14 protein-coding genes and 1 pseudogene are annotated in these 11,044 nt (G+C 51.0%); 1 reads left to right on the forward strand and 14 read right to left on the reverse strand.

Features of this window, described 5'->3' with window-relative positions:
- Window positions 1–224: 224 nt before the first annotated feature.
- Complete coding sequence (locus C3418_RS20720) at window positions 225–773, forward strand: hypothetical protein (protein WP_011899358.1); 549 nt, start codon at window positions 225–227, stop codon at window positions 771–773.
- Window positions 774–790: 17 nt separating this feature from the next.
- On the opposite strand, the gene C3418_RS20725 is transcribed toward C3418_RS20720, so the two are convergent.
- The 14 genes and pseudogenes from C3418_RS20725 to C3418_RS24890 form a co-directional block, all read right to left on the reverse strand.
- Window positions 791–1,516, reverse strand: a complete 726-nt coding sequence (locus C3418_RS20725) for a hypothetical protein (RefSeq protein ID WP_011899359.1) — start codon at window positions 1,514–1,516, stop codon at window positions 791–793.
- Between the two features lie 230 nt (window positions 1,517–1,746).
- Window positions 1,747–2,112: a hypothetical protein gene (locus C3418_RS20730; protein ID WP_103859184.1), complete on the reverse strand. Its 366-nt coding sequence runs from the start codon at window positions 2,110–2,112 to the stop codon at window positions 1,747–1,749.
- A gap of 1,427 nt (window positions 2,113–3,539) precedes the next feature.
- Window positions 3,540–3,788: a hypothetical protein gene (locus C3418_RS20740; protein WP_043774414.1), complete on the reverse strand. Its 249-nt coding sequence runs from the start codon at window positions 3,786–3,788 to the stop codon at window positions 3,540–3,542.
- Window positions 3,789–4,123: 335 nt separating this feature from the next.
- Window positions 4,124–5,434 carry a toprim domain-containing protein gene (locus C3418_RS20750; protein ID WP_348551192.1) on the reverse strand — a complete coding sequence of 437 codons (1,311 nt, stop codon included), beginning with the start codon at window positions 5,432–5,434 and terminating at the stop codon, window positions 4,124–4,126.
- A 54-nt stretch (window positions 5,435–5,488) separates the two neighbouring features.
- Window positions 5,489–5,815, reverse strand: a pseudogene (locus C3418_RS25095) (primase-helicase zinc-binding domain-containing protein); the annotation flags it as partial.
- Window positions 5,816–5,987: 172 nt separating this feature from the next.
- Window positions 5,988–6,368 (reverse strand): hypothetical protein, encoded by a 381-nt coding sequence (locus C3418_RS20755; protein ID WP_043774417.1) that lies wholly within the window; start codon window positions 6,366–6,368, stop codon window positions 5,988–5,990.
- A gap of 210 nt (window positions 6,369–6,578) precedes the next feature.
- Window positions 6,579–7,433, reverse strand: coding sequence for an NgrC (locus C3418_RS20760; protein ID WP_103859186.1), 855 nt, complete (start codon window positions 7,431–7,433; stop codon window positions 6,579–6,581).
- A gap of 70 nt (window positions 7,434–7,503) precedes the next feature.
- Window positions 7,504–7,722, reverse strand: a complete 219-nt coding sequence (locus C3418_RS24180; protein WP_128313760.1) for a 4-diphosphocytidyl-2C-methyl-D-erythritol kinase — start codon at window positions 7,720–7,722, stop codon at window positions 7,504–7,506.
- 9 nt (window positions 7,723–7,731) lie between these two features.
- Window positions 7,732–7,968: a hypothetical protein gene (locus C3418_RS20765; RefSeq protein ID WP_103859187.1), complete on the reverse strand. Its 237-nt coding sequence runs from the start codon at window positions 7,966–7,968 to the stop codon at window positions 7,732–7,734.
- Window positions 7,965–8,249 carry a hypothetical protein gene (locus tag C3418_RS20770; RefSeq protein WP_103859188.1) on the reverse strand — a complete coding sequence of 95 codons (285 nt, stop codon included), beginning with the start codon at window positions 8,247–8,249 and terminating at the stop codon, window positions 7,965–7,967. Before C3418_RS20770 ends, C3418_RS20765 begins: the two co-directional genes overlap by 4 nt.
- A gap of 102 nt (window positions 8,250–8,351) precedes the next feature.
- The gene (locus C3418_RS20775; RefSeq protein WP_103859189.1) at window positions 8,352–8,543 is read right to left on the reverse strand and encodes a hypothetical protein; all 192 of its coding nucleotides are present in this window, start codon (window positions 8,541–8,543) and stop codon (window positions 8,352–8,354) included.
- A 127-nt stretch (window positions 8,544–8,670) separates the two neighbouring features.
- Window positions 8,671–8,868: a hypothetical protein gene (locus tag C3418_RS20780; RefSeq protein WP_103859190.1), complete on the reverse strand. Its 198-nt coding sequence runs from the start codon at window positions 8,866–8,868 to the stop codon at window positions 8,671–8,673.
- 205 nt (window positions 8,869–9,073) lie between these two features.
- A complete protein-coding gene (locus C3418_RS20785; RefSeq protein ID WP_258040151.1) occupies window positions 9,074–10,321 on the reverse strand; it encodes a hypothetical protein in 1,248 nt (415 codons plus the stop codon).
- Window positions 10,312–10,821 carry a hypothetical protein gene (locus tag C3418_RS24890; protein ID WP_258040152.1) on the reverse strand — a complete coding sequence of 170 codons (510 nt, stop codon included), beginning with the start codon at window positions 10,819–10,821 and terminating at the stop codon, window positions 10,312–10,314. The genes C3418_RS20785 and C3418_RS24890 overlap by 10 nt, the downstream gene beginning before the upstream one ends.
- Between the last annotated feature and the right edge of the window lie 223 nt (window positions 10,822–11,044).

Raw genomic sequence — 11,044 nt, forward strand, 5'->3', positions numbered from 1 at the left:
GTTGAACACTGTTTCCGGAAAGGAGGGGCGAAGTGTTCAGGTTGAACCGGAATGAGCGTTCACATTGGTCCGGAAATGGTGTTCACGTTGAATCGGAATTGGTGTTCATGATCGGCCGGAATATGCAACAATCTTTGCTGATGCAACGCGGGGGCAGCTTATGGTCTATCCTCAAGCTGACTCATGTTAGTTGCCTATGTGAACATGAGAAGAGGTGTGTGTGAATGTACAAGAACCAAGATGAGCTGATAGCAGCCATCTATTCGATGGCTGCGCCAGGTGGCACCATCTTCCAGAATGTCTCCGACTTCTTTCATGAGCGAGGCATCTCTCTTGGACAGGTCAGTTCTGGTCTGTGGGTCTTTTCATGGCTCAAGAGCAGCCTCCAGGGGGAAGTGACAATACAACGCGACATCCCCGGTCACGGTGCGGTATTAGTTCTCCCCACCCACGATGACATGCTCATGCAGCGAGTTACTGCGTTGATTGCCCGCGAGTGTGAAAAACTCAGCTACGTTGCTAAGTACGGCAATGTGGAAGATTGGCTCTGCGACGGCTCAGTGGAAAAAAGTAAGGAGGAACTAAAAGCGGGAGCAATAGTGGAAGACTTTATAGAAGGCTTCCACGATATCGCCGATACCGCCCTAATTAATGTACTTGATAGCTATCATTTAATAACGGAGCCAGAAATTTCAACTCTGCTTTTCCATGGCGATTTATCCGACGACTGCTTAGTTGGCACAGCTTTTACTCACCTTGCAGATAAACCATAAATGTAATGGTCGAGATTCTATTCCTTCCGCTCGAATACAGTGACTAGCACTCGCTTGTTATTATCATCGTTAATGACCATCAGGTATTTGAATTTAGAATCCCTGTGTCCCCAAACCTCCACATTGTCCACTCGACCATATTTTATAGCTTTGTGACGAGCGACCTTATCATCGAACGGTTGAAGCTGTAGCTCTGGGTGTTGAAGGCGGCCGACAAGTGATGCCCAAGGCTTTTTAGGGTCGCCAGATGTAATCCGCGCTTGATACTGGTTGAGGGCATGTTGAGTAACAAGTACCGGCCCAATAGCTGGGGTGTCGATCTCATCATAGGTTTGAGTGAAGGCCTGCTTGTCCACATCGAGGATCTCTACATTCCCCTCACTGGGCTCATCCATGTAATTCATGCTCTGAGCCACTTCAATCATGGCCCCCTGCATCCTCCCGGTCAGAAAAGACGCAAACTTAGTGGCAAAAGCCTTACTTGATTTGCCTAATGCAAGTTTTTTGATCGCACCTTTCGATACCACCAGCTTGTAACCGGTACCGGCCCCTGGCTCCCGGCAGAATACCTGCTTGTCCAATGCCAAGTATCGAATGGCGATCAACTCAGCTATGAGATCCGACTCATCATGCTCGAAGTCCGTGCGAACATCCAGAATGCCCTTCCTTTTCGTACCAACACGCCAAAATACCAAAGCGGAGTTACGGGATATCTTTTTGGCGACCGTGGTCAATGTCATCATGATACTTACCTCGTTATGGTTTCAGGGTGTTGATCGGCCTCACCGTCAAATCCCCTATCTGTGTTTTATTCAATGGTACCACTGCATCTCAAAATACAACTGCATAGACAGATAGATGCCCCCGGACTCGGGGCAACAATTCCGTTCCTCTATCTTTTATCGCTGGTTCTCGACGGGAAAAATTTCACATGTGAAACTTTTCCCGTTCAAGTGTGGCGCCGTAGACATGCTCACTCAGGTTTTTCCTTATGAGGCAAGCCGGTTGCAGCATCAAGATATCTTGTCTTACTAGCCTTCACAATGCGGCTCATTTGCCGCTCAACAACGCCCCACCGTGCTCCTATCTCGGCCAACGTCCATCCTTTTTCCCGAATGTGCTGGTGCATGGACTCAATTGTTTGCCGAGAGTCCGCTGTATTTTGGCCATTAAGCGGTAGACCGTTTGCTGCATCAATGTCCCTTTGCTTGGCTGCGCCCGCAATACGACTCATTTGCCGTTCTTTAATCCCCCAACGCAGGCCAACCTCAACCAGCGTCCAGCCTTTCCCTCGAATAATCTGGTGAATAGGTCCATTAACCTTTCTTGTGTTAGTCATGGGTGAATGGTTTACCTCTAGCCATCATAGTTTTCAAAAGAGCCAGTAACCCGCCCTGATGCTTTTCAGTTGTGAAACCAAGATCTAGCTCCACCCGTACTTCTCTCGTAACGGGATGAACTCTTCGAGCAGGTTGGATGAGTGATTAATACGAATTGGGCTGTTGGGCATTAACTTCTCCCCTGGCTGGAATCTTGTTATCTTAAAATCCAAATGTTCCTTAGCCGAAGATAATGCTCCCCCACACATCGGGCAATTTAATTGCACCCCGAATGGGGCCTGTTCAATATCCCCCCTCCACCAAACTTTTTTACAGGTTCCTTTGCACTTATAAATTGGAAGCTCGTCTAAATCCGAGTTGGTGATATGGTACTCGGTAGTGACTTCAATCATAACTTTCCCTCTTATTGCCGTTAGCGGAAGGTATACCATTCACGAGAGCAAACACCGCCATCGAGTTTAAAAACCCCCATATGACCTGATAGCCATGCTCGATGAAGTTTTGTGCCTGCAATCAGCCGCCTCAACCACCGTGGCCATAGGTGTTGCTGGTACCCCTCAAGATATGCCCACAAAAAAATTCGCTCGATGATTTAATCCTCACACCTTGAACTCTGGGTCGATAATCCAAGTCTTTCCCTTGCTTGTAACGGCCACGGGCTTAACTCGCAACGCATAAATAGCATGTCGGAGAGTGAGTTCTCCAGATAATAAATGTTGTGCTACCCTGAGCATGTACCGCATCTCTGCTCCTTACATTCCGCACCGAAAAAACGCAGGATTTCATTCATAACTTCCATTTCCCCCTAGAAAAACTTGATATACCACCAAATGGTATTGCTTCTGACACTGACGTCGGCGCCTATTAAGTTGGCGCCGACGTCAGTGTCAGAACGGTACAACTAACTCAGTGGGAGGCGAACACGGTTAGGGAGGGGCTTTGTCAGAACCCCATCTGCCTCGGCAGCTATCACTCGCGCATAGCGCCAGCACTTCTCATTCTTCGGAGTGGCAGAGTTGCAGTATGGTCTGGTTCTACCCTGAGCCATGTAATCCGGTAGCCCAAGAAACACCGTGATCCGGCGTAGAGCCCATCCTCGCGCCAGCAACTCGGATTGGTTGAATGCGTGAGGGATCATGATGACTCCTTTGGACGTATTCGTCATATATGTCTACTTTAATCCCCGCTGCATCCCCCGTCAAATACGTCTACCTGGCTCTAACCCGGAGCCTGCTAAGATGCTCTTAGCAACCTGTTTTCGAGACACAAAAAAGGCCAGCATTACTGCTGGCCTTTTTCATCATCATGATTCACGGATGGCCGTGAGGATGCTTTTTTTGCTTTTCGCGCTCATGGAAAAGGTATGCACTTCCAATCGCAAACAATACTAAGAATCCAAACAGACCGACCAAGATGGCGATGCTGCTCATTCATCCTCCCTATTGCCCATACCGGTCAGGATTACCCCTGTTAACCAAAGGATAACCCCACCCAGCAGTACGAGCAAGGCTTCGTCACCGGTTATTGTATCACCAGTTACAACCACGCCGACAATGCCGACACTCAGAGCGTTGACCCCGACCTTACGCAGGTCGTCACCGATAGCCATTAGTGTTTTCTTGCCAGGGGCCAATAACAGCACCCACCACATTTTCATGCGCAAAAACTTCTTCATCGTTCTCTCCAAAAATTGGAGGGCGCATGACTCCCCTCAGGGGGTCTTCGCCCCCCTGAGGGTTTAAAAATTAAGCCGAGGCCTTGAGGGCTTTTGGCTTGTTGTGCATGGCTTCAATGATCCTGGTTGCTTCTTCTGCATAGGGTCCGAAAACCTCCATATGGCCCCCTCTCCTGGAAAAGGAACTTGTGAAGATCATTCGTTGCCCGTGCATCAAGTCGGTGTACCGAGAACGCATCAATACCATATAGGCCGCCGAGTCACCTTCCCACCCCAAAGGGGGTGAGAAGGGGCACACAGCGTCATTTCCAGGCGTAGTGTCAACTTTCGCAGCATTAAGAACGGCCATATTCAGCTCTCCTTCTGGCAATAAAATCGCGCAGATAGCGAGCATTAGGGAAACCGAGGGTCCCTTGGCTCATCAGAACGTCATTCCAGTCAACGCCTTTCGCCTTGGCCGGGATCGGGAGTTTAGGCAGCAGCACGTAAACCTGAATGCCCAGCTTTTCCAGCTTGGCTTTCAGCACGTTTGCTGACTTCTCACCGGTTACCGACTTGTCTTTATCTGCCCAGATCAAGACGGTGTGCACACCGGCCGGAATCTTGACAGATTCCATCAGGGTTGCGTTAACCGTTGACCAGACGGGGATCTGAGTCACTCGATAAGCCGAGAGTGCTGTTTCGAGCCCTTCGGCCAGACCCAGAATCCCTTCCGTCGGTTCACCCAGTCTCACCGCCGCGCCATTGACATCCAATCCATCGGGAATTGGCATCATCTTTTTGGCGTTAACTACCTTGGCCTTTTTACCGCTTTTGCTCAGGTAGGTACGGTGGAGCGTAACCAAATTGCCGTCAACGTCTCGGATGGCGCAAACGATGGCCGGAAACTTTCCGACCTCATTGCCATCTTCGTCGTAGTAGGCCATTTCTGGATGGAACCGCAAGCAGTCTGATTTCTCTACCTCATCCACGTTGAACACGAGTTCGCGGCTTTGGAGATAGAGCCTCATTGGCTCAGTAATCCGGCAGGAATATGGAACACACCCCTCCCAGATTTTCTCAATCTTCTCGCGAAGACGAGCGCTGTAGGCGCGTTCACGCTCCATACGCTTCGCCATTTCTTCTTGAAGTTCGAGTAACCAAGGTTTCGGTTGTTCACGGAACATCGGAACAACTTTCTGATTGGTTATTGCAGCTTGTGCTTCCGGCACAACCGGCTGTTCTGCGGCCACAGGCATGGCTACTTCACATCCGTGTACAGGTTCTACACCGCCGTTTGAGCGAGCGCGAAACTCTGTCACAGTCGCATTGCTGCGTTCTACCACCCAAGTGTTACGGTGGGTTTGCATGGGTTGTTCCTTCACGACATTCCCCTGCTCATCCTTGACTTGGATGAGGACAGTGACAGGCTCGCGCCCGAGGTTTGTCATGACGATCTCATCGCCCAATTGAACACCACTTTCACTAATTGCCCGCTCAAGATCCACCCCCCAACAAGTCCGCTCATGATTGGACTTGGTACGGAGCTCGGCGAAGTAATTGAGCTCGTTCTCCTCTTTATGGTCAAACGGCGCTTGGCCATGAGCAATCAGAGTACCGCTAACAACCTTGTGAGGTTTACCCTCGCGAAGCTTGTTATTCACCATTACGGGTCCTTGCTGAACAGGGCTTGCCTGTGCAGGAGCTCGTGCTGGTTTCAGCGTCGGCTGTTGAGTCTGGTTATCTTCTTTCTCGACGCCCAGGTACTCACCTACTTCAATAAGACACTGCTTGAAGTCAAGATTGTTGATCCACATCAGCAGCTCAAAACCATCATGGAAAGCGCCGCAGGTGTTACATACGCCGCCTCCAGTTTCATGGACATCTTTGAACAACCGGAAGCCATCACGCCCACCATGGATTGGGCAACCAACATGACGGCCGGGTTTACGGAGCGCGGGTTCAAGATGGGGCGCCAGGGCCGCCAGGATGAACAACCAGTTTCCGACTGCTGCATTACGAACGGTATCAGCTTTGTAATAAGACATAGGTTTCTCCTTAGCGTGAACCCCAGCATCGAGGCTTCCTTAATCCCCCCGCTGAAAGGGGTTTAAGGAAACCCCGACACCGGGCAGATGTGCCAAGGAGGCTCCCCAACCGGGGAACTCTCCCCGGCAGGGGTTTAAAAAACAGCCCCCGAAGGGAGGCCGATTTGGATCATCACAGAAACAGTTGGGTACCCTCTTCCGAGGCCAACATGATCGTGACGAATGGGTGATTAATATCGCATTTAATGACCACCTCCTTCGGGATGAAAAATCCGTCAGAAGTTGGCATGGGATAGTAAAAGCGAATCCGCTGCCACTGCTTGTAGTCGGTGAGCGCAATCTTTGTTTGTGCTGAACAGACTTGCAAAAACAGAAGCTGATGGTCGTCTACGCTTTTACTGCTGATTCCGATAACACCGTGGTAGACCGCCTTAGTGACGGCCACACCTGTAAGGAAACCAGCGTTTTCAGCTAACGCTGAGTGGTCCACCAGCAGCTCATCGTCGATGGCTTGTTGACGGATGTGGGTAGGGTCCAAAATAACTTTGTTCATAAGGTGTACTCCATTTTTTGATGGGTACACCGATCCCGAGCGGGATGATGCACCCGCAGGGGTTAGTAAAATTGCTGTTTGTTTTGGGAGACCAGCTATCTCACGCTTTACTCTCAGCAGAGAGCAAAATCTTGCTTTCCGAGTGACACAAAAAATTTCACATGTGAAATTTTATGCCACCTGGAAAGCAGGGGTTTCCCCCTACCTTCATTATGCCGCTTTAAGGTCGTTAAGTAATCTGACCTGAGTAATCACGTCCCGGAGCATCTCACGTCTGTATCCATCGTACTTCTTATCATCGGTGGATAGGGTCAGACCGTACATGCTGCTGTCACCCAAGATGTAATCGCCATCATGATCACGTACCTCAACACGTAGGCCAAGCACTCGCTCACTCCCGTCCAGGAGAGCGCGAATGGTCTGGTCTCGACAATCTGCATCCCAGTCATCCATGTCAAATTCAGACTCAGGGAGCTCGATGACACGTACCTGGTAGTTCTCAGTAGTTCGTTGCCAAACTACTGTCTCTTCATACGGGGTAGCTTCGATCAGCTTATACCCGTCAGCTTCAAGCTTCTTGGATAGGCTCTTTACGTCGGCCTGGAGCGCTTCAATGAAGCGATCCCAGATACCTTGCCAGCGCACCAACATCTCAGGATTGATACCCTCAATGCCAGTTCCCAGCATGGTCTCTTCATCAGGGAAAAACCCAGTGAAGTCCACGTTGCTATCGATTCTCATCGTATTCCAATGACTGTAATGCTGACCGAAGCTGTTTCTGCTGATGTCCACCTCGCAGAACTGGAGCTCAGCATACTCCCGCAGGACATTTATCATATTCCTGAGGTCAGGTTGTGCCATCAGGTTCTTCACCCGGCTTACTGCATCAGTTTGCCCCTGTTCGGTACCGAACAAACGCTTCATCAGGGCCTGAACGTCATCAACACCCAGACTTCCGTAGAAGGCCATGCCATCTCCCTGACAGTATCCGAGACTATATTCGATAGTCAGATCTACGGGGTAGCCGTGCTTGACCAGTTCATTTTGAAAATGTTGCTTAATCATAGGTATCTCCTGATTTTCAGTTGGAGACACCCTCCCCTAGGGGACAGATATCCCCGGTGAGGTTAATGGATTACTTCATTGGAACGTGGCGATATTCTCTTGTGCCAGTTACCGGATGATTGCGATGACGGAACGAATGGATGCCATTACTTGTACCCATGTACTGCCATGCGTCCTGAGTTTCTGGATGGGCACACTCTGGATCGCCAGAGTTGATCTCCTCAGACGCCAGCGCGGCCCACATCCTGTTCCATTCGTCAGAGTCGTGCTCCACTTGAATTGCTTGCATTATTGTTCTCTATACCTCTGTTGAGCCGACCCAGGTATCTCCGAGGTAGGCATCAGCTCCTTGCAGTCTCTCCAGCGGGATATCGAGGGCACACAATTTTTCGTGTGTCCAGCCATCAACTGGATGGGCATATTCAAACAGAACATCCTTTCTGTCGAATAAATCAACGATCTGGAGCTTGTTGAAAATAACGGAGGGAAGAAGGATTTCACTCTCTCCAGGTAAGACATCGGTGATGAAGATCATGCCGATGCCTCCTGTGCACAGTCGATCACATACAGCTCATCTTCGATGGCGGCAAAATCGACCGAGGCTTGATCGCCATAAGAACGATTTACCCCACCAGCATCATCAACACTCACGAACACCGTGCGGGTTAATCCGCTTGGCTTTGTTTGGTAAACGATACTGACGTGCTGACCTTTGTACTGCTCAGACAAGGCCTTTTTGAGGTCATTGACGGTTGGGTACAACCTGTCGCGGCCAAAGTCTTTGATCTTGATATAACCATTTAACTGGTTGGACATAGTGCCTCCGGTTGGAATGGAGGTACATCAAGCCCGACCGGGGCGTGATGTACCCGGTGGGGTGGGTAGGGGGGTAAGGCTGAGCTTCGAGGACTGGGGCGCTTATGCGCTCACATGACGAGGAAGGCAACCTTCACCAGGAATCAAAATCCAAGGAGCATTCTCCATTAAGCTCTCCAGTTCTTTGAGGCGAGAGTCGGTGTTGTCCGTCTCTTCGCCTTTCGCAATGGCGAGCTCCAAACCCTCCAATTCATCCTGCAATTGAAGGAACGCTTCTTTAGTCATTTCAGTCATGGTGGTTTTCTCCAGACTAACAGGAGGTATACCAAGCCCGACCGGGGACTTGGTGTACCCGGTAGGTAAAGGTGGATGAGTGCACAGAGGCGCCTTCTCAGCATTTAGCTAAAGAGGCTGCGATGAGTCACTTTGAATTGATCTTCCGTGCAAGAGAGACAACAAAGGGCAAGAACGGATGATTCTCGGGTAAGGCGCCAACCAATTCCAGCGCTAAGCCTTGCTCGCGGCTTTGAATGACGTTGATGACCTCTTCGATGATTTCATCATCAAGTTCGGCCTGGACGCTCTCAAGGTGAGAGGCGAGTGAGTTCAATTTTTCCATGAGGCATTCTCCTTGGAGGGGGGGATTTGGATCACCCCCGGAGAGGGCTCTCCGGATTGAGGATGTTGTGCTGTTTTGGGCCAGCTACCATTGAGTCAGCAAGCTGCTGACAATGGGGAAATACTATGTACCCCTAGTCTTTTTGTAAAACGCTGTAACTGCCTTTTTGGGGCGCAAAAAAACCCTCCCCGAAGGGAGGGCCATGTTATGCGGCCAAAGACAGGCCAACCTGCCCTCTCCACGGCCTGCCATGTAGATGCTCTTGGCGATGTATTGCCTTGATCATCGTTCTGACATGCCGATGCAGAGCCTCAGGATGACGCTTTGACAGTAAATTCAACCAGTCCAGACTCAGCGTTAACGCTGAACCCTCGTTAAGCGCAGCCAGAATGCCCTCGTACTCTTTCACAAGCTCATGGATGACATTGCCAGCCCAATCACTGTCAGCATGTTCCAGAAGCTCGCTGAGAGCCTTATAGGCCTTCCTTCGCGTGGCGATCATGTAGCGGCGGATGTCCGTATTACCGGCACCTTCCCTCCCTTCCATGACACTCATACCAAAAGCACTGGAGTAACCAAGCATTGCACCAGATACGTTGTTAAACCACCGAGCCTGGTGCTGCCGTGCCTCCGCCTGAACTTCCGCATCAAGACGCGCTTGGATGAACAGGCCTGTCGGCGTTTTGTGGTGCAGGTGGTATCTGAACGCGAGATCCAGATTCAGCCACCAGCGCACAGTTGTCAGTTTCCCTTTGATTTTTCGTTTAACCAGATCCCGGTACTTAGCATCGCTGAGCACCTTGACATCCTTGCGCTGCTGGAGGCCTTCCATCGTCTGGTACCCGGTGAGGCCCATTTGATGGTAGGTCTGGCCGCGCTGCATCATGCGGTGATATAGAGCGCCCTTCCCCTTCGCAAGCTGGATTACTCCAAATCGGAGGTAGAACTGTGCTGCACTCCCAGGTGTGTATTGTCCTGCCAGTACAGATTCACGTAATCGCGGGTACTCTTCCCAAATAATGAACGCGGCGGAGTCAGGATCGACCGTAACCTCGTCATCTTCTGCGAAACAAACAACCCGCCTTTTCCCGTCCGCGGTATTGATGACCCGCACAGCTGCCGGATCATCGCCACCGTCGAAGTAGGTCATCTCCGCCATCGGATCGGCCAGGCCGTCTGACAGTGAACCATCTCCCCAACGAGCCACCTTTAGCCACAGGGGCTTCGGGATAGGCGTTTGAGGAAACGTAGGGCACTCTGCTTCATCCTCCAACAAGTCCAACTCACCAAAAGACCAGACCCGGTGATAAATCTCCAGGGCCCGGAACGGCTTGTCGTTGAAGTGATGGAACGACCACATAAAGTCGATGTGCACCAACGCTTGTTCCGACACGATCCGGAACTGCGGTTCAGCCATACGACGATTCCACTCGTTATCCTCGATCAGGCCCATAGCCACTCACCTGTCGCCGCCTTGTAGAGCTCCGCTGTTTCAGTGTTGCTCTCCAAGTAACTTGGCAAAGGGTAGGCAGCCCCCATTCCTGAGGACAGCAACAGCTCCCACACGTCACTTGCCAGCCATTGCTTCACCACATACAACTCTCCTCCCTCTTTCGTTTTCACGACACGCTCGGAGTTTCCTTGTAGTTTCGCAATGTTGGCCGCACGGATGCTGCTCTCTGCATCACGGCTACCCAGCATCAGACAGACCCTCTCACGTACCTCCTTGGGGAGGTCTCGCATGTAGGCCGATTTGGCTTTTTTAGCCGCCCCGACCTTTAGATCTTGACTGCATTGCCTAGCTGTGCTACCGGTGAAAGTTGGCAATCCGCGCCCCGTCAGGATGCGGCCAGTCCAACTTTGCGTGATCCCCGGCTTTGCCAGCACGACAGTCAACGGAAGGTTCTCCTTCGCGATGAAGCGTTCCAGCGCAGCCAGTTTCTTATCCGCCAACCAGCGAACCTCCGGGCTCTCGATCAGCGTGTCTGTATGGGGGAACCGCAGAATTCGGAAAAAATCGTACGCTAAGCTAACGGTGTTCTCGTGACAGCCAGGGCGAGAGCGTGAACATATTGTTAAATTGATGCCAGTTCAGCTAACCCAGCATCCAGTACCTTTTCCAGATATGGGCTGCTCATGCCCGCAAATTGCTGCTTCTTCCGCAAGCTTGCCTTAC

Source organism: Aeromonas sp. ASNIH8 (genome assembly GCF_002919855.1).
In the GTDB taxonomy this organism is placed as follows: domain Bacteria; phylum Pseudomonadota; class Gammaproteobacteria; order Enterobacterales; family Aeromonadaceae; genus Aeromonas; species Aeromonas caviae.

Coding starts and splice junctions, on each gene's coding strand:
- C3418_RS20720 (WP_011899358.1), top strand. CDS start 225: ATGTACAAGAACCAAGATGAGCTGATAGCAGCCATCTATTCGATGGCT.
- C3418_RS20725 (WP_011899359.1), bottom strand. CDS start 1,516: ATGATGACATTGACCACGGTCGCCAAAAAGATATCCCGTAACTCCGCT.
- C3418_RS20730 (WP_103859184.1), bottom strand. CDS start 2,112: ATGACTAACACAAGAAAGGTTAATGGACCTATTCACCAGATTATTCGA.
- C3418_RS20740 (WP_043774414.1), bottom strand. CDS start 3,788: ATGAAGAAGTTTTTGCGCATGAAAATGTGGTGGGTGCTGTTATTGGCC.
- C3418_RS20750 (WP_348551192.1), bottom strand. CDS start 5,434: ATGGTGAATAACAAGCTTCGCGAGGGTAAACCTCACAAGGTTGTTAGC.
- C3418_RS20755 (WP_043774417.1), bottom strand. CDS start 6,368: ATGAACAAAGTTATTTTGGACCCTACCCACATCCGTCAACAAGCCATC.
- C3418_RS20760 (WP_103859186.1), bottom strand. CDS start 7,433: ATGATTAAGCAACATTTTCAAAATGAACTGGTCAAGCACGGCTACCCC.
- C3418_RS24180 (WP_128313760.1), bottom strand. CDS start 7,722: ATGCAAGCAATTCAAGTGGAGCACGACTCTGACGAATGGAACAGGATG.
- C3418_RS20765 (WP_103859187.1), bottom strand. CDS start 7,968: ATGATCTTCATCACCGATGTCTTACCTGGAGAGAGTGAAATCCTTCTT.
- C3418_RS20770 (WP_103859188.1), bottom strand. CDS start 8,249: ATGTCCAACCAGTTAAATGGTTATATCAAGATCAAAGACTTTGGCCGC.
- C3418_RS20775 (WP_103859189.1), bottom strand. CDS start 8,543: ATGACTGAAATGACTAAAGAAGCGTTCCTTCAATTGCAGGATGAATTG.
- C3418_RS20780 (WP_103859190.1), bottom strand. CDS start 8,868: ATGGAAAAATTGAACTCACTCGCCTCTCACCTTGAGAGCGTCCAGGCC.
- C3418_RS20785 (WP_258040151.1), bottom strand. CDS start 10,321: ATGGGCCTGATCGAGGATAACGAGTGGAATCGTCGTATGGCTGAACCG.